This is a genomic window from Acinetobacter sp. KS-LM10 (genome assembly GCF_036896575.1).
GTDB classification, from domain to species: Bacteria; Pseudomonadota; Gammaproteobacteria; order Pseudomonadales; family Moraxellaceae; genus Acinetobacter; species Acinetobacter avistercoris.
In genome coordinates this window covers 90,860-108,079 of the sequence record NZ_CP145906.1, presented here as the reverse complement: position 1 = coordinate 108,079, position 17,220 = coordinate 90,860, and the positions used below count along the sequence as shown (strand labels likewise).

Sequence of the window (17,220 nt, the reverse complement as noted above, 5' to 3'; positions counted from 1 at the left end):
TAGCGCTTTTTTTTACGAACATTCAAATGTTTTATAAACAGAAATATTTTTTATTCTGGTTTCATTTAAAAAATAGAAAAACTCGTTTAAATCGTTTGGCCTAAAGCTTCGCCCATCACAACCACTGAATTGGCTTTGAAAGCAGCATCCCACTGCATTTTATCTTTTTCAAATAAAATTACGGCGGTTGAACCTAAATAGAAACGACCAAGTTCAGCACCTTTCTCAAGCTCTAAGTCATGATGATTGAGCTCTAAACGCCCTGTCGGTTTAATTTTCCCAGTAGCAACAGTTTCGATACCAGCCACAATCATGGCACCGACCAACACCACTGCCATACGTCCTAAATCTGTATCAAATAAACAGACCATACGTTCATTACGAGCAAATAGACCAGGAATATTTTCAGCTGTGGTTTGATTTACAGAAAAAAGTTCACCCGGAATATATAACGTTTCAGTCAACGTACCCGCATAAGGCATATGCACACGATGATAATCTTTAGGTGATAAATAGACGGTCGCAAACTCACCATTTTTAAATGGTTCAGCCAACTGAGGATCGCCAATTAATTTTTCAACCGAGAAGCTTTGACCTTTGGCTTGAAAAATATCACCTTCATTGATTTTGCCCAATTGTGAAATTGCACCATCTGCAGGTGAAACCACACTATTTTCATTTTCATCAATTGCACGAATACCGTCTTTTAATGCACGTGTAAAAAACTCATTGAATGATTTAAATTTCAATGCATTTTGCTGTTCGGCAATCGACATATCAATGCCATATTTCGTTTTGAATGCTTGAATAACAATATTTTTTAAAAGCGGATTTTCACTGGCTGCAACTTTACCAACGACACGGCTAAGCTGTTGTTGCGGAACAACACGTTGAGCTTGAATAAAGATCTTCTTTTTTAAATTTGTCAGACTCACGAAGGTGATTCTCCAGTAATGATTGGACTGTCGAGGCGGTTGCCCCATTCGCTCCACGCACCATCATAAGCTTGGATATCCCAACCGAGTAACCGACCAATAATATAAGGAAGACCTGAACGATGATGCGATTGACAGTACACCACCACAGGCTGGTCGAATTGAAAGCCCAATTGTTCTAAACGTTGTTGAGTGCGTTCAAGGGGGTGTAATTTTAAATGATTTTGACGATTAAGTGCAGTACTCCACTCAAAATGAAGTGCCGCAGGAATATGACCGCCACGACGCGCCGCTAAACGTTGCCCTGTATACTCTTCAGCGGTTCTACAGTCCCAAATTTGGATAGATTCTTCCTGCACCAGTTGTAACAGTTTGTCATAACAGATGCGCGGTTGTTCAATATTTTCAATATTCACTGGCAATAAGTCGCTGACTTTTTCGATGTTTTCTACGTCTGAAGAAGTCGGATAGTTTGCCCCTAACCATGCATGAATACCGCCATTGAGCAAACTGGTATTATAAAAACCTAAACAATGTAAATTCCAAATTAAACGACCTGCCCACGCTCCACCCTCATCGTCGTAAACCACGACATGATGATCTGCTGAGATATTTAATAGATCGATCAATTGTTTTAGACCCTCTTCATCTGGTAATAAACCTGAGGCTTGTTCTTCCTGACGCACCAAATATTTAGGTTTAAGATGAATGGCATGCGGCACGTGCAGTTGTTCATAAACCGAGCTACGGGTCAGATCAACAATACGAATTTTTTCATTGCCTAAATGTGGTAAAAGTTGTTCCGCTTCTATGAGCAGACCAAAATCAAACGAATTTGTAGTCATAGTTTTCATATTTTATTTTGGATATTGAACTCGATCTTAGCATAAGACTTTTTCGATATTATTCTGATTTTTTGCATGCTTATTGCAAAAAATCAGATAAGGATCGGATCAGTGAATGAGTAATGAAGAACTTAAGAATTGGCGTCTTCGATTTTAAAGACCTGACGCAAATACGCCAAATAGGTATCATTATCAGTCATGGTTTTACCTGGGCTATCCGAAAGTTTAGCCACAGATTGACCATTACACTCCACCAATTTCAACACAATATTTAAAGCTTTCTGCCCCATATCATTGGTTAAGTTGGTACCAATACCAAAACTGACTTGGAAACGATCTTTAAAGTATTGATGTAAATCCCATGCCTTTTCTAAATTCAGTCCATCACTAAATGTAAGCATTTTGGTTTTGCTGTCAATTTTAAGTTTCTTATAATGTGCATAGGCTTTGTCACCCCACACATAGGGATCACCACTGTCATGACGCAAACCATCAAATAGCTTAGCAAAATACAAATCGAAATCACGTAAGAAAGCATCCATACCGACGACATCGGTCAAGGCAATCCCCAAGTCGCCACGGTATTCTTGTACCCAAGTTTCGAGCGCAGCTTTCTGGAAGTCACTCAGACGTACATCCAGTGCTTGAAAGGCTTGCAAAAATTCATGTGCCATCGTTCCAATGGGGGTAATACCCATCTGTTTGGCAATCAAAACATTACTGGTGCCACGGAAAATATGCGGTGCAGCTTTATGGAATTCTTGAATCACATGCTTTTGCCACGCAAAACTATAGCGACGGCGTGTACCAAAATCTGAGACTAAAAAAGGTGGATCATTGGGATGCTGTTCTTGTTGGTATTTTTTCAGCAGTTCAACTTTTGCAAGTAAGCGACGCTCACCTTCCATCATCACGTCATCGTTGCGAATACGACTAAAATAAAGTTCATTCACAATCGAAAGAACATAGATTTCAAACATCATTGCTTGAACCATTGGTCCTTCGACTGAAATATCTAATCGACCTTGATCATCAATACCGACTTTGATAAAACGACGTTTCAATTGGAACAACTCTAAATAATCTACAAAGTCGCTTTTTATAAAACGAAGACTACGTAAATATTGGAGCTCCTCCTCTTTAAATGTGAGCTGACATAGGGAATCAAGCTGTAGATTCAAATCATCCAGAATATCCGCGAGAGGATAAACCGTTTCATCTAAATTACGACAGCGAAAATGATAAACGCTATCTGCTTGAGGAAACTTATGTAGGATCACCTGTAGCATGGTAAATTTGTACAGGTCAGTATCTAATAAAGATTGAATGATTGGAGCCATATTGGATGTGATTTCTATGTGCCTTTGGGCATTAAAGCACATTTTTTTTGTTCACATTGGTAATTTTCTGTCCGACTACGCCTTTTAAGACCAAAGTATCTGATGACTGTATTTACTTTTGGTCTTATCTGCTTACTTCATTGTTTCAACCAGTTTTTGTAATTCTTTCTCTTGTCCAATCACTTTGGCAAATTCTGCAGTGGTTTTTTGTCCTGTTTGCTGTGCATTTGCATCGCAATCGACTTTGCGTAATTGCTTCGCTATCGACCATTCAAGTTTAAAAATCGCACCCATCAAAGCAGTATTGCCTTTATTGTCTCTCGCGCAACGGTCTGCACCATTTTTAAGTAAGGTCGTTACAACATTTTGATGACCATGATAGGTTGCCATCATTAATGGCGTAAACCCTTGATGATTTCGAGCATCAACAGGAAAGCCATGTTTTAAGAATTCGGTAATCACTTCATTGTTGCCTATTTTTGCCGCAGCAAAAAACAAGTCAACCAATTCTTTTTGTGAATTTGTCACTTTTTCAGCAGTTACGGGTTTTACTTCTTGTGCATGTAATTGAGTAATGCCTAAACTCAGTAAGGTCATGATAGAAATGCTACACACTGCCATCATCAAACTTTTCAAGAATAATTTCACGTTGACCTCGCTATACAGTAAATCATGAGTGCCTGTAAAACTCCCCTAGGATTGCAGGAAAGGGTTTTGAGTTTTACAGGACTTAAAGGAGGCGATAGTCCTGCGCTCTCTATCGCCAATTTCTTAACTCATCAAGATTAGTCTTGAAGTTTTGCTGCTTTCGCTTTAACAGTTGCCAAGTTACCGTTGACTGCTTTAGTCATACGCGTACCGTAGTCTGCATCTGCTTTGTAGAAGTAAGACAACATAATGTGTTTCGTTTCTGAATCTTTTACTGCACCTAAATCTGCAGCCAAGTTCATGATTAAGTCATCTTTTTCTTTAGCAGTGTAAGAACGGTAAAGTTCACCCGCTTGCTTGAAGTTTTGCTCTTTTGTACCCATTTGCTGTACATAACCAGATACTGGTGTTGCAACTGCACGTGCTTTTTCAGTTGCTGGTTTTGGTTCCATACGGCTTGGTTCGTAGTTTACGTTCGAAGTCGTTGCACCTGTATTCATGTAACCTTCTTGGTTGTTGTTATTCACATTAACCAATGGACGGTTTACAGGAAGTTGTTGGTGATTAACACCTAAACGGTACATTTGAGTATCTGAGTAAGAGAAGATACGACCTTGAAGTAAACGATCTTCAGATGGCTCGATACCTGGAACTAAGTTACCTGGAGCAAAAGCAGCTTGCTCAGTCTCTTGGAAGAAGTTCTTCGGCATACGATTAAGTGTCATCGTACCCACTTTAACTTCCGGAACTAAATCATTCGGCCAGATTTTAGTTGGATCTAATGGATCAAAATCAAACTTACCTAGATCTTTAGGATCAAGAACCTGAATGTGTAGATCCCATTTAGGGAAGTTACCAGCGTTAATGTTGTTATACATATCGTTGGTTAAGTGGTTAAAATCTTTACCTTGTTGTTCAGCAGCTTCTTTCACGTTCAAGCCTTTAACGCCTTGTTGTGAACGGAAGTTGAACTTCACGTATTTGTATTCGCCTTTGTCGTTATACAATTTATACGCGTGAACACCAAAACCATCCTGTTCGCGGTAGCTTGTTGGAACACCTTGCTTACCATAAACATAAGTCAACATGTTGGTTGCCCATGGTTGACTTTGTAAGAAGTCAAATACACGGTTCGCATCTTGAACATTGTTGATTGGGCTTGGTTTCATCGCATGGATGAAATCTGGGAATTTGATCGCATCACGGATAAAGAATACTGGGGTTTGGTTACCCACTAGATCCCAGTTACCTTCTTTGGTGTAGAATTTAATGGCAAAACCATGCGGGTCACGTAAAGTTTCTGGCGAACCTTTAGGGTGGATTACCGTAGAGAAACGTAAGAAAAGAGGAGTCTTTGTCCCTGCTTTAAACATTGAAGCAAGGGTAATGTCAGACAAATCTTTAGTCACAACAAATTCACCATAAACGCCTGTACCACGTGGATGTACTACACGCTCAGGAATACGTTCACGACCGAAACGTTGTAACTTTTGTACCAACTGTACGTCATGTAATAAAACAGCGCCGTTAGGGCCAGCTGTGATTGAATTCTGGTTGTCACCTACAGGAGCACCATTGTCTTTAGTCAATGGAGCTGCGTGGCTCATTGCGGTTGCTGCTGCAACCATTACAACTAATAAAGAACGCTTAAACATCGTCTTCTCTCTCAAAATTAAGTACCTTTCCTGCCTAAAGCACTCTACGGAAAGCGTAATAATTGAGCAAACGGATAATAGTTATAATATTGATCGTTTTATTAGATAAATGAATTAATTTATTTTTTAATTACAACGATTTAACACTATCAATCTCTCACCCATTACTGAGATTAATTTCTCTTTGCTACAATCCTCTGCATTATTTGCAACACTTGATGGATTTTATACATGCGCGCATTATTACAACGCGTTCTCGAAGCAAAAGTCGTCGTTGATCAAAACATTACTGGCGAGATAGAGCATGGCATTTTAGTATTTTTAGGTTTAGCCAAAGGCGATGATTTTGAAAAGGGTAAAAAGCTCATTAATAAGATTCTAAAATATCGTTTTTTTGATGATGAGCAAGGCAAGATGGGCTGGAATGTTGCACAAGCTGATGGTGGACTGCTGTTAGTATCGCAGTTCACGCTTATGGCGCAAACCCACAAAGGTTTAAGACCTGATTTCGGTCCCGCAATGCCTCCGAGTGAAGCCAAAGTTCTATATGAAGCCTTGGTTGAATATGCAAAGACTCAATTTGATCATGTTCAAACGGGTATTTTTGCTGCCGATATGAAAATTTATTTGGTGAATGACGGACCTGTCACCTTTAACTTAGAAGTTGAATAATTAAATGCTTATTAAAAAAGCCCTCAATTTGAGGGCTTTTCAACAAACATAATGATGCATAAAAAATAATGATTTATCAAAAAAATTACTTACCTGTTTTATCTTTTAAAAATTGACGAGCAATTTTGAATTTTTCTTTAACCGATTTAGGCACTTTCGGTGGAATTAAACGTGCCACTTGGTTAAACCACACCAACAAACTGAAATCACCTTCCATTTTAATCGTGCCATTTTGCATGCCAGTCATAAACGCAGTTGGATCACCTTTCATTAAAGTTTTAACACCTTGCTCACTGTCTGCAAACTGTAAAACGAAGTCAGCCTTTTCTGCATCTCCAGACACAGTATCGATTTGACCATTATTCACCAATATTTGACGTGCCACACCCAAATCTGTACCAATTTGGATACGGAATTGACGGTCATGAATCAACTCAATAAATTTAGGACTGGTACGAGCAAGTTGCTTCATACGTAACGAAAGTCCCAAAATAAGTAAATCGAGTGGATCCGTACTCGCATCTACAATTGGTAATTTAACCACTGGAATTGAAGAAAGTTTCATGACATTTAAGCCTTTGGTGTTATTTTCGAAGAGATTAGATTTATCCTACCATACCTTATTGTAAATATAATCAGCGCTTGTTTAACAAAATTATAGACAAAAAAAAGGTATATCATTTTGATACACCTTTGAATAAAAAATAAATATAAAACATTAAAAAACGGGTTTTCTACGGTCTAACTTAAATTCTCAATCTAGATTAGTCATCTTCATAAACAGGCGTATGTTCAATATACTGACGGTTTTCCAACGCTTTTTGGGCACGATTATCTTCGAGTAATAAAAAGCCTGTAAGTGCTATCATCGCTAAACTGATCGCAGTTAAATAGCTAAATGCTAAGGACATTTCAAATACATTCTGCACACTAAAACGAATCGTTTCCAATAGCCCCCAGAAAATCATTCCTGCAAACATGAATCCTAACCAATGACGGTAAGGGGAAAAGAAAACAGTTGCTAACGCTACAGCGATCAGAAAAAATCCAAGTATCGTTGCAAAAGTAGCTGTAACCATAAAAACCTCCGTCAAAATATGCAAGTTTCAGTTGCTGTTCAATGCTGTACTAGAACAGCTGCACGACAACAAATGTAAAGCTCAAATTATTTTCAGTGATCTTATTCTGAGCCTCTGCATGCATTATGGTGAGTTTTTTTTAGAAAAAAAGACCTGTTGCTTTTGTAAACGACACACCTTGTCGCAACATTCTTTTGTCATTACATTTTTTATCCGCATTATTTCTAATGGAAACGAGTCCTCATCAATCTTGCCGTGTCATTACAAAAAAATACCTTATATTTTTTTGTTAAAATCATCTTTTTTTCGATCTTCAGCATCGTTTTTTTTGCTTTTTAAAACACGCTTTAGAATTGATTCTTTATTCATCATTGAATATTAAAAAAGCGACCAATGGATCGCTTTTTTTCACATATTTGAAATATTTATGCTCGATTTAAATCTTTGTCATGCACGCCTAAAAGATAAAGCACACCATCTAAGCCCACACTTGAAATTGCTTGATTGGCATTTTGACGAACTAATGGTTTAGCACGGAAAGCAACTCCGAGACCTGCTATTGACAACATCGGTAAATCATTTGCTCCATCACCAACTGCGATCACCTGCTCCAAAGATATTCCCATCTGATCGGCAAGTTCGCGCAGTAATAATGCTTTACGCGCGCCATCGACAATATGACCTTTTACTTCACCCGTCACGAAGCCATCTTTAACATCCAAAATATTGGCATGTACTTCATCAATCGAGAGTTTCTCTTTTAAATATTCAGCAAAATATTGAAAGCCCCCTGACAAAATAGCAGTCCGATAGCCTAATGATTTCAATGTCGAAATAAGACGTTCTGCGCCTTCTGTCACTGTTAAACGTTCAGCAATTTTTGGAAGTACTGCAGCATCTAGACCTTTCAGTAATGCCACACGTGCGCGGAAACTTTGCTGAAAGTCTAACTCGCCCTGCATCGCGCGCTCTGTGATTTCAGCAACTTGTGCGCCAACGCCCGCTTCAATTGCCAACTCATCAATCACTTCTTGTTCAATCAAAGTTGAATCCATATCGAAGCAAACTAAACGACGATTACGGCGGTATGCATTGTCTTCTTGAACAGCAACATCGACATTAAGTTCGCTCGATAAGCGTAAACATGCTGCGCGCATCGCTGCAGCATCAAGCATCTGCCCTTTTAAGCCAAACTCAACACAAGCTCGCTTTGGACCAACACTCAAATCATCCAAATCTGGACGACCAGAAAGACGCGTCACAGTTTCAATATTAAAACCTTGATTTGAAACAATATGAGTTACTGCCTGCAAATGTGCAGGTGTTAACTCTGGTGCCAATGCGGTCACGATATATCGTGTCCGGCCACCCTCAGTTACCCATTGATCATAATCTGTGGTCGTGATCGGTTTAAAACGAACTGTGAGACCGATATCATGTGCTAAAATAAGGATATCTTTCATTGCTAAAGCCGTTGCTGTTTGGTCATCTGACGAAACAACAATCCCTAGCGTTAATTGGTTATGGATCACGGCCTGTCCAACATCTAAAATTTGCAAAGAATGTACGGACAAAACCTGCATTAATCGTGTAAATTGATTAGGTTGATCAGGTCCTAAGAATGATATAAGAATGATTTCGCGCATGAATTGACTCTGGGTTGAGCTACAACTATTGCTAGAATCATAATCGAATTTTAATATAAATGCCTTGGAAGTTTACGTTGAATGCGCCTAGACAAGGGCTATTTGCTAGCCTATTAATCGTTAGTTTTGCCTTACATACTTTTTTAGTGGTAATTGCAACGACTCACCAGCTCAATGAAAATAGAGCGAGTCAAGGTCTACTTATGACCAGTCAATTGGTCGCGGACAGTCTGACTGAGCTGGAACCTGCAAATACTGTTTCATTGGCACTGCTTGCGAATCGTTATGCAACCAACCCAAGTGTTGCGTATATTCGTATCTTAAATTCGGGTCAGCAAGTGTTGGCTACTGCGGGTATGGCGAAAACACGTCAGGGCGAAGTTTTTGTTCGTGATGCACTGCAAAATGAAAAGAAAGTCGGCAGTATTGAGATCACTTTAGTTAAACCAAGTATTGGTGAAATTTTACGTACACAATGGCTAGCGATCTTAGTGTCTCTGATTATTCATAGTTTATTGTGGCTGGCTTATCGTGCCATTGCTCGTCCAACGCGTAGTGAGTACTTGGCCCGCTTAAACAATGAATCACGTTTAAAGCATGAGATTATTCTACTGACTGAAGCCTTAGAACTTGAAAAAACCAATAATAAAATGGCCGCTCATCAAGCTATAGGCCACGCACAGCCTGTGACTGAAAAGAAAGCAACTCAAGTTAAGGTATTAGATAAAGACGCTTTGGCTTTGAATATTCAGTTTTATGATCCTAAACAGTTGATCAATACCGTTAATCACTCAGTATCTCTGCCTTATTTTAATTTGTGTCAAATTTTCTTAAACAAAAGTATTGAACTTTGTGCAAAACACTATCAACTCAGTCAAGATGATTTTGTGATGAATCGAGAGTTCGATCAACAAGGTGCTGTGCTGAGCATGTCAGGTCTACAAAATAATGCTGCGCATTGTTTGTTAATGATTGGTTCTGTATTTCAATTATTGTCAGAGGTCCTTTACAAGCGCTACCGTGAAGATAAACGCTTTGTATTACAAACGCGATGTTCTGTGGCTTCACCTGTCGAATCGATGCAACTCGATGCCATTCAAGCTTCTGAACGTTTGACCCATCATTTAATTGCCAAAGAAATGGCACTTTATTTTAGTAATGATCAACTCAAACATCTCGGTGAATGTTATCAACTGGTTCCAATGCCTAATCCGACCAGTGTTCTCACCCGTCATGCCTTTATGATGAATGGTATGAATGAAGAGTGTGCTGAACTGGCACAGCGAATTCGTACTGAAATTTTGAAAGGTAAAAATTCACAAGCATCAAGTGCGCCTGAACCGACTTCTTAATTAGATTTTATTCACATAACTAAACCAGATTTCATGCTAAATGAGATCTGGTTTTTTTCTGCTCGTTGCTTTTTTAGTAATTTTAAAGCCACAAACGTCTATTCTTTATACAATACAAGCCTGTTTTCGCTGTTCTCATGCTTTTCTCTCTTTTCAATCGATGAGGAAGATGTGTATAACAGTGTAGGTAAAGGGGATGTGATAAGCATAGGCAAAATGCGCAAAAAAGCGTTAGACTATGTCACAAAGATTTTATTCAAATGTCAAAATGACGTAACAAAAAGGTGAAGGTTGATGTCGCTCAATACTGTTGAAGAACTTGTAGCAGATATCCGTGCAGGTAAAATGGTCATCCTTATGGATGACGAAGATCGTGAAAATGAAGGGGATTTAGTTCTCGCAGCCACGCATGTTCGTCCTGAAGACATCAACTTTATGATCACCCATGCGCGTGGTTTAGTCTGCTTAACGCTCAGTAAAGAGCGTTGCCAACAATTGAATCTTCCATTAATGGTCGATGCCAATGGTGCGCAACACGGCACAAACTTTACCCTGTCTATTGAAGCTGCAAACGGTATTTCAACAGGTATTTCGCCTGCTGAACGTGCGCTTACGATTCAGACTGCTGTCGCTGCACATGCTAAGCCAGCCGATATTGTACAACCTGGGCATATTTTCCCGCTTATGGCTCAACCAGGGGGTGTTTTACACCGCGCTGGTCATACTGAAGCTGGTTGTGATTTATCGCGTCTTGCAGGTCTAGAACCCGCATCCGTCATTTGTGAAATCATTAATGAAGACGGCAGCATGGCGCGTCGCGCAGATTTAGAAATTTTTGCTGAAAAGCATGGTCTTAAAATGGGGACCATTGCTGACCTAATTCATTATCGAATGACCAATGAACAAACGGTTGAACGTATTGATCAACAAACCATCGACACAGAATATGGTGTTTTTGATTTATATCGTTATCGTGAATTAGGTAATCCAGATATTCATTTGGCCTTGGTAAAAGGTCAACCGAAAGAAGGCATCACCACGGTTCGTGTTCATGGTTTCAGTCCAGCACGCGATTTACTTAAAATTAATAAGCAAGGTGGTGAAGCTGCTTGGAATCTAGACAAAGCACTCAAAACGATTGCAAATAGCGACCGTGGTGTTTTGGTTTGGATTGGTCAACGTCATTTATCTGACCTCGGCCCTGCACTCGCGGCATTGACCACACCAAAACCGAGCAAGTCGAATGCTGCACTTTCTCAGCAATATCAAACGATTGGTGTTGGTGCACAGATTTTACGTGATCTTGGTGTTGAAAAAATGAAGCTGTTAAGCTCACCATTACGCTTTAATGCATTGTCTGGTTTCAATTTAGAAGTGGTGGAATATCTCACTGCTGATCAAAGTTCTGTAAAATAACTCTTATTAAATATCGAGGTTGCCATGGCGATTCGCCGTATTGAAGGTTTATTACATCTCGCGAGCGATGATCGTTACGCGATTTTAGTTGGTCGTTTTAACAGCTTTGTTGTAGAACATTTACTTGAAGGTGCAATTGATACGTTGCATCGTCATGGTGTATCCGACGATAATATCACTGTTGTTCATGCACCAGGCGCATGGGAGCTACCTGTAGTTGCTAAAAAATTAGCAGCTTCAGGCAAGTTCGATGCAGTTATCGCTCTAGGCGCAGTCATTCGTGGAAGCACTCCTCACTTTGACTTTGTTGCAGGCGAATGTGCCAAAGGCTTAGGTGTGGTTGGTTTAGATACTGGCTTACCGGTCATTAATGGTGTATTGACGACAGATAGTATTGAGCAAGCAATTGAACGCTCAGGTACAAAAGCAGGCAATAAAGGTGGTGAAGCTGCCCTTACTGCAATTGAAATGGTTAACTTGCTAAAGGCGATCTAAAGCATGTCGCAGACACTCCAAGCTACTTATGCAGCTAAACGCAAAGCACGTCGTTTTGCTGTACAAGGGATTTATGAATGGCAAATGAGCCACAACCCAATGCATGAAATTGAGGCGCGTACCCGTGTCGAAAATGCCATGCACAAAGTGGATCTAGGCTATTATCATGAATTGCTCACGCAAGTGATTGCAAGTCATGAAGCATTGGATGCGTTATTAATACCAGTTCTTGATCGCGAGATCAGTGCACTGGATGGTGTTGAACTTGCAACTTTGCGTTTAGGCGCATACGAATTGAAAGAACATCTTGAAATTCCGTATCGAGTTGTATTGGACGAAGCTATTGAGTTAGCAAAACACTTTGGCGGTGCAGACAGTCATAAATACATCAATGGTGTATTAGATCGTTTGGCACAAAGCCTACGTGAAGCAGAAAAGCAACAAGCGAAGTAAGTTGCGAATATGGCTGAGTTTTCTATTATCGATTCCTATTTCAATCGACCGAGTTTAGCTTCAGTCGATCTAGGTGTCGGTGATGACTCAGCCCTGCTCACCCCTCCTCCCAATCAACAATTGGTCATCTGTGCAGATACGCTTGTCGCAGGACGACATTTTCCTTTAGACACCGCTCCCCATGCCATTGGTTGGAAATCTGTTGCTGTCAATCTTTCCGATATTGCTGCTATGGGTGCAAAACCGCAGAGTATTTTATTGGCATTGAGCCTACCCCAAATTGATCATGACTGGCTCAAAGCGTTTAGTCAGGGTTTATATGATTGTTGCGATCAATTTGGGGTAAGTTTAATTGGTGGTGATACCACCCAAAGTCCTCATCTTACGCTTTCAGTTACCGCTTTAGGTTGGATTGAACAGGGTAAAGCCATTCCTCGCTCCGGCGCTCAAGTCGGTGACTTGGTGGTGGTAAGTGGCACAGTGGGCGATGCAGCCTACGCACTCCAACACTTAGGTCATGCTTTACAAAGTCGTTTGGATTATCCAACACCTCGCTGTGAGCTGGGACAATCGCTTCAAGGTCTCGCTTCAAGCATGATTGATATCTCGGACGGCTTAGCGCAAGATTTAGGACATATTTTAAAAGCCTCTCAAGTCGGTGCCACATTAGAACTTGAGCAACTGCCTTTAAGTGAATCTTTACAGCGTTTACAAGATCATGAGAAATGGCAATATGCTTTGGCTGGTGGCGATGACTATGAATTATGCTTTACAATAAGTCCTCAAAATTACGATATTTTAATGCAAAAAAAACCAATAACACCCATTACAATCATTGGCCAGATAACCCAAGGAACAGGGTTAATCTTTGAAAAAAATGGATTAAATCATTCGCTACAATTCGATGGATACCAGCACTTTGCCTAAACCGCCCATTAACTTCAAACAAATGACATGGTCTGAACGATGTATCGTTTTTTGTGGTGTTGGTTTTGGTTCAGGATTAATGCCTAAAGCACCTGGAACTTTTGGTTCTGCTTTTGCCCTGTTGTTTATTCCCCTGTTTATGTCACAAAGCTTCGCCATTAGCGTGATTATTATCTCAATTATGTCTTTGATTGGTATATATATTTGCGGTCGGACTGCTGATATCATGGGCGTCCATGATGATGGCAGAATCGTTTGGGATGAGTTTGCAGGACAATCGATTACTTTCCTCCCACTGCTTTATTTGGGAATCATCAATTGGGTCTGGATCTTGGTTGGTTTTGTTTTATTTCGTTTATTTGATATTTGGAAACCTTGGCCTATTCGGGTCATTGACCGCCGTATTGATGGCGGTTTTGGGATTATGTTCGACGATATCATCGCAGGCCTTTGGGCTGCGTTATGTATTATAATTTACTTGTATATAGATATGGCTTAAGCCAAGCTTTAAGGTGTTTTATGTCAACCACTGTTGTTATTCTTGCTGCGGGTAAAGGCACGCGCATGCGTTCCAAACGACCTAAGGTATTACAACCTTTAGCAGGACGACCTTTACTCGGACACGTGATTGAAACTGCTAAAAAAATCCAAGCAAAAAATATTATTACGATTTTTGGACACGGCGGTGATTTAGTTCAAGATCAATTTCAGCATGAAAATATTCAATGGGTTGAACAAAAAGAACAACTGGGTACAGGTCATGCTGTTAAAGTCACTTTAGACGTACTTCCTCAAGACGGTATTTCTCTGATTTTGTCGGGTGATGTGCCCTGCGTACAACACAGCACTTTACAGCGCCTTTTAGATGTTTCCACTCAAACAGGGATTGGCATCGTCACGCTAACCCTGCCAGATTCAACGGGATATGGTCGCATTGTTCGTGAAAACAATAAAATCCAAGCCATTGTTGAACATAAAGATGCCACAGATGAACAGCGTCAAATTAAAGAAATCAACACCGGTATTTATTGTGTTAGCAATGCCAAACTACATGAGTGGCTGCCAAAACTCAGCAATAACAATGCACAAGGTGAATATTACCTGACTGATATCGTCGCTATGGCTTTGGCTGATGGCATGGAAATCGCCTCAATTCAACCTGAAATGGCTTTTGAAGTTGAAGGTGTTAATGATCGTGTTCAACTTGCAGCCTTAGAGCGTGAATTTCAAAATCACCAAGCTCAAGAATTAATGAAACAAGGCGTCCACTTGATTGATCCAGCACGTTTCGATTTACGTGGTCAGCTCACAGTGGGACAAGACGTCCGTATTGACATCAATGTCATCATCGAAGGTGATTGTCATTTTGGTGACAATGTTGAAATTGGTGCAGGTTGTATCATCAAAAATACCCGCATTGCCGCTGGAACCAAAGTACAAGCCTACAGCATTTTTGATCAAGCCATTATTGGCGAAGATGTCCAAATTGGTCCTTTTGCTCGCTTACGTCCAGGTGCCAAACTAGACAATGACGTACATATCGGTAATTTTGTAGAAGTGAAAAACACTACCATTGGCGTAGGCTCTAAAGCCAATCATTTCACGTACTTAGGCGATGCTGAAGTGGGTACAGGTGCCAATATTGGCGCTGGTACAATTACCTGCAATTACGATGGTGCAAACAAGCATAAAACCATTATTGGTGATCATGCTTTTATTGGCACCAATAATTCTTTAGTTGCGCCGATCAAAATTGGTTATGGTGCGACGACAGGTGCAGGTTCAGTGATTACCCATGATGTTGCAGACCATAGTCTTGCATTTGAACGTGCTAAACAAATTTCAAAAGAAAATTATCAACGTCCCCAAAAGACTAAGAAATAAGAGGAATCTAATATGTGCGGTATTGTCGGTGGCGTTGCTGAACGTAGTATTACCAATATTTTAATTGAAGGTTTGAAACGCCTTGAATATCGCGGCTATGACTCCGCGGGTCTGGCTTTGATCAATCAAGGTCAAGTACTTCGTGAACGTCGTGTGGGTAAAGTCATTAATCTTGAAGAAGCTGTCACTGAAGCTGATCTTGTGGGATCTTTGGGTATTGCACATACGCGTTGGGCTACACATGGTAAACCTACGGAAACCAATGCACATCCTCATCTTTCGGGTCATGTTGCAGTGGTACATAATGGGATTATTGAAAACCACCAAGAGCTTAAAGATGATCTTGAAGCTTTGGGTTATGTGTTTACCTCACAAACAGATACTGAAGTGGTCGCGCACCTTGTTCATGATGCATTAAAATCTGCGCCAAACTTATTAAAAGCCGTTGAACAAGTCGTTCCGCAGCTAAAGGGTGCTTTCGCTTTAGGTATTGTGCATACAGATTATCCTGATGAACTCATTACTGTCCGCGAAGGTTCACCTTTGGTGATTGGCGTGGGTATCGGTGAAAACTTTATCAGCTCTGATCAACTTGCACTCTTACCGATTACCAATCGTTTTATGTACCTTGAAGAAGGTGACATTGCACGATTAACCCGTGATTCGATTGAAGTATTTGTGAATGGTCAGTTGGTTGAACGCCCGATTAAAGAGCTTGATGCAACGATAAGTAACGCTTCGAAAGGCGAATATAAGCATTACATGCTCAAAGAAATTTATGAGCAGCCTGAAGCGATTCAGCAAACGATTTCTCAAGCGCTGAATGGAAATGCATTACGCGATGACTTTTTAGTAAGTGCAAATCAAAATTTTGAAAGCATTCAACAGGTACAAATTCTTGCCTGTGGTACCAGTTATCACGCTGGTATGATTGCAAAATACTGGTTTGAACAACTGATTGATTTACCTTGCCAAGTCGAAATTGCCAGCGAGTTCCGCTATCGCACGCCTGTTATTGTGAATAACACGCTTTATGTGTGTATTTCACAATCTGGTGAAACTGCAGACACTTTAGCAGCTTTGCGTGATACTCAAAAACGCGCGCTAGAAAAATCAATTCAAATTGCAACTTTAACGATTTGTAACGTTGCAACTTCATCGATGGTGCGTGAAACGAATCATAGTTTGTTAACGTTGGCTGGTCCTGAGATTGGCGTTGCATCAACGAAAGCATTCACCACTCAACTTGCTGCATTGATGTTATTGGTTTTAAAAATCGGTCAGGTGAAGAACACTATTTCTGAAACGAAAATTTCTGAAATTATTACAGGTTTATGGCATTTACCGAAAGTCATTTTAGATACCTTGCAGAAAGATAAAGACATTTTACGTTTATCTGAACTTTTCGTTGAAAAGCAACATTGTCTATTCTTGGGTCGTGGAACGGAGTTCCCTATCGCGCTTGAAGGCGCTTTGAAACTGAAAGAAATTTCATATATTCATGCCGAAGGTTATGCTGCGGGTGAACTCAAACATGGTCCATTGGCATTGGTCGATAACGACATGCCAGTGGTGATTCTTGCACCTAAAGATGACATGTTAGATAAGCTTAAATCGAATATGGAAGAGGTTCAGGCTCGCGGTGGTGAACTGTTTGTTTTTGCAGATGAAACCAGCGGTATTAAAGAAAAAGACCGCCAGCATGTGGTTTTAGTGCCGAATGTGAGCGCTTTGCTTGCACCGATTGTTTATAGCATTCCAGTGCAATTGTTGTCTTATCATGTTGCTGTACTGCGAGGCACAGATGTAGATCAGCCGCGTAATTTAGCAAAATCGGTAACAGTCGAATAATTTTAAACCTATAAAAAAGAGA

At 40.2% G+C, this 17,220-nt stretch carries 17 protein-coding genes; 9 read left to right on the top strand and 8 right to left on the bottom strand.

Annotated elements, in window-relative coordinates; genetic code table 11:
* Positions 1-86 precede the first annotated feature (86 nt).
* The 5 genes from asd to V5M36_RS00480 all read right to left on the bottom strand — a co-directional run bounded on the left by asd (position 87) and on the right by V5M36_RS00480 (position 5,423).
* Positions 87-935 (bottom strand): archaetidylserine decarboxylase, encoded by an 849-nt coding sequence (asd, locus tag V5M36_RS00500; protein WP_445206296.1) that lies wholly within the window; start codon positions 933-935, stop codon positions 87-89.
* Positions 932-1,780: a sulfurtransferase gene (locus V5M36_RS00495; RefSeq protein ID WP_338560909.1), complete on the bottom strand. Its 849-nt coding sequence runs from the start codon at positions 1,778-1,780 to the stop codon at positions 932-934. Before V5M36_RS00495 ends, asd begins: the two co-directional genes overlap by 4 nt.
* Before the next feature lie 131 nt (positions 1,781-1,911).
* Positions 1,912-3,120, bottom strand: coding sequence for a nicotinate phosphoribosyltransferase (gene pncB / locus V5M36_RS00490; protein ID WP_338560907.1), 1,209 nt, complete (start codon positions 3,118-3,120; stop codon positions 1,912-1,914).
* 132 nt (positions 3,121-3,252) lie between these two features.
* The gene (locus V5M36_RS00485; protein WP_338560905.1) at positions 3,253-3,717 is read right to left on the bottom strand and encodes an ankyrin repeat domain-containing protein; all 465 of its coding nucleotides are present in this window, start codon (positions 3,715-3,717) and stop codon (positions 3,253-3,255) included.
* A gap of 188 nt (positions 3,718-3,905) precedes the next feature.
* The gene (locus V5M36_RS00480; protein ID WP_338560903.1) at positions 3,906-5,423 is read right to left on the bottom strand and encodes a catalase; all 1,518 of its coding nucleotides are present in this window, start codon (positions 5,421-5,423) and stop codon (positions 3,906-3,908) included.
* A 231-nt stretch (positions 5,424-5,654) separates the two neighbouring features.
* On the opposite strand from V5M36_RS00480, the gene dtd reads away from it, so the two are divergent.
* A complete protein-coding gene (dtd, locus tag V5M36_RS00475; protein WP_338560901.1) occupies positions 5,655-6,095 on the top strand; it encodes a D-aminoacyl-tRNA deacylase in 441 nt (146 codons plus the stop codon).
* An 85-nt stretch (positions 6,096-6,180) separates the two neighbouring features.
* On the opposite strand, the gene V5M36_RS00470 is transcribed toward dtd, so the two are convergent.
* The 3 genes from V5M36_RS00470 to serB form a co-directional block, all read right to left on the bottom strand.
* Positions 6,181-6,660: an SCP-2 sterol transfer family protein gene (locus V5M36_RS00470; protein WP_338560899.1), complete on the bottom strand. Its 480-nt coding sequence runs from the start codon at positions 6,658-6,660 to the stop codon at positions 6,181-6,183.
* Positions 6,661-6,859: 199 nt separating this feature from the next.
* Positions 6,860-7,174 carry a ciprofloxacin tolerance protein AciT gene (gene aciT / locus V5M36_RS00465; protein ID WP_338560897.1) on the bottom strand — a complete coding sequence of 105 codons (315 nt, stop codon included), beginning with the start codon at positions 7,172-7,174 and terminating at the stop codon, positions 6,860-6,862.
* Between the two features lie 425 nt (positions 7,175-7,599).
* Positions 7,600-8,820: a phosphoserine phosphatase SerB gene (serB, locus tag V5M36_RS00460; RefSeq protein ID WP_338560895.1), complete on the bottom strand. Its 1,221-nt coding sequence runs from the start codon at positions 8,818-8,820 to the stop codon at positions 7,600-7,602.
* A gap of 59 nt (positions 8,821-8,879) precedes the next feature.
* On the opposite strand from serB, the gene V5M36_RS00455 reads away from it, so the two are divergent.
* The 8 genes from V5M36_RS00455 (at position 8,880) to glmS (ending at position 17,198) form a co-directional block, all read left to right on the top strand.
* Positions 8,880-10,172 (top strand): hypothetical protein, encoded by a 1,293-nt coding sequence (locus V5M36_RS00455; protein WP_445206295.1) that lies wholly within the window; start codon positions 8,880-8,882, stop codon positions 10,170-10,172.
* A 294-nt stretch (positions 10,173-10,466) separates the two neighbouring features.
* Positions 10,467-11,588 (top strand): bifunctional 3,4-dihydroxy-2-butanone-4-phosphate synthase/GTP cyclohydrolase II, encoded by a 1,122-nt coding sequence (gene ribBA / locus V5M36_RS00450; RefSeq protein WP_338560893.1) that lies wholly within the window; start codon positions 10,467-10,469, stop codon positions 11,586-11,588.
* A 24-nt stretch (positions 11,589-11,612) separates the two neighbouring features.
* On the top strand, positions 11,613-12,083 hold the full coding sequence (ribH, locus tag V5M36_RS00445) for a 6,7-dimethyl-8-ribityllumazine synthase (RefSeq protein WP_338560891.1): 471 nt from the start codon (positions 11,613-11,615) through the stop codon (positions 12,081-12,083).
* Between the two features lie 3 nt (positions 12,084-12,086).
* Positions 12,087-12,536 carry a transcription antitermination factor NusB gene (gene nusB, locus V5M36_RS00440; protein WP_338560890.1) on the top strand — a complete coding sequence of 150 codons (450 nt, stop codon included), beginning with the start codon at positions 12,087-12,089 and terminating at the stop codon, positions 12,534-12,536.
* Between the two features lie 9 nt (positions 12,537-12,545).
* The gene (gene thiL, locus V5M36_RS00435; RefSeq protein ID WP_338560888.1) at positions 12,546-13,463 is read left to right on the top strand and encodes a thiamine-phosphate kinase; all 918 of its coding nucleotides are present in this window, start codon (positions 12,546-12,548) and stop codon (positions 13,461-13,463) included.
* A complete protein-coding gene (locus V5M36_RS00430) occupies positions 13,441-13,962 on the top strand; it encodes a phosphatidylglycerophosphatase A family protein (protein ID WP_338560886.1) in 522 nt (173 codons plus the stop codon). Before thiL ends, V5M36_RS00430 begins: the two co-directional genes overlap by 23 nt.
* Before the next feature lie 20 nt (positions 13,963-13,982).
* Positions 13,983-15,347 carry a bifunctional UDP-N-acetylglucosamine diphosphorylase/glucosamine-1-phosphate N-acetyltransferase GlmU gene (glmU, locus tag V5M36_RS00425; protein ID WP_338560884.1) on the top strand — a complete coding sequence of 455 codons (1,365 nt, stop codon included), beginning with the start codon at positions 13,983-13,985 and terminating at the stop codon, positions 15,345-15,347.
* A gap of 12 nt (positions 15,348-15,359) precedes the next feature.
* On the top strand, positions 15,360-17,198 hold the full coding sequence (glmS, locus tag V5M36_RS00420; RefSeq protein WP_338560882.1) for a glutamine--fructose-6-phosphate transaminase (isomerizing): 1,839 nt from the start codon (positions 15,360-15,362) through the stop codon (positions 17,196-17,198).
* Positions 17,199-17,220 lie beyond the last annotated feature (22 nt).

Bases quoted from the DNA above. Each gene is read 5' to 3' on its own strand.
- V5M36_RS00495 (WP_338560909.1), bottom strand. From the start codon at position 1,780: ATGACTACAAATTCGTTTGATTTTGGTCTGCTCATAGAAGCGGAACAA.
- pncB (WP_338560907.1), bottom strand. From the start codon at position 3,120: ATGGCTCCAATCATTCAATCTTTATTAGATACTGACCTGTACAAATTT.
- V5M36_RS00485 (WP_338560905.1), bottom strand. From the start codon at position 3,717: ATGACCTTACTGAGTTTAGGCATTACTCAATTACATGCACAAGAAGTA.
- V5M36_RS00480 (WP_338560903.1), bottom strand. From the start codon at position 5,423: ATGTTTAAGCGTTCTTTATTAGTTGTAATGGTTGCAGCAGCAACCGCA.
- dtd (WP_338560901.1), top strand. From the start codon at position 5,655: ATGCGCGCATTATTACAACGCGTTCTCGAAGCAAAAGTCGTCGTTGAT.
- V5M36_RS00470 (WP_338560899.1), bottom strand. From the start codon at position 6,660: ATGAAACTTTCTTCAATTCCAGTGGTTAAATTACCAATTGTAGATGCG.
- aciT (WP_338560897.1), bottom strand. From the start codon at position 7,174: ATGGTTACAGCTACTTTTGCAACGATACTTGGATTTTTTCTGATCGCT.
- serB (WP_338560895.1), bottom strand. From the start codon at position 8,820: ATGCGCGAAATCATTCTTATATCATTCTTAGGACCTGATCAACCTAAT.
- V5M36_RS00455 (WP_445206295.1), top strand. From the start codon at position 8,880: ATGCCTTGGAAGTTTACGTTGAATGCGCCTAGACAAGGGCTATTTGCT.
- ribBA (WP_338560893.1), top strand. From the start codon at position 10,467: ATGTCGCTCAATACTGTTGAAGAACTTGTAGCAGATATCCGTGCAGGT.
- ribH (WP_338560891.1), top strand. From the start codon at position 11,613: ATGGCGATTCGCCGTATTGAAGGTTTATTACATCTCGCGAGCGATGAT.
- nusB (WP_338560890.1), top strand. From the start codon at position 12,087: ATGTCGCAGACACTCCAAGCTACTTATGCAGCTAAACGCAAAGCACGT.
- thiL (WP_338560888.1), top strand. From the start codon at position 12,546: ATGGCTGAGTTTTCTATTATCGATTCCTATTTCAATCGACCGAGTTTA.
- V5M36_RS00430 (WP_338560886.1), top strand. From the start codon at position 13,441: ATGGATACCAGCACTTTGCCTAAACCGCCCATTAACTTCAAACAAATG.
- glmU (WP_338560884.1), top strand. From the start codon at position 13,983: ATGTCAACCACTGTTGTTATTCTTGCTGCGGGTAAAGGCACGCGCATG.
- glmS (WP_338560882.1), top strand. From the start codon at position 15,360: ATGTGCGGTATTGTCGGTGGCGTTGCTGAACGTAGTATTACCAATATT.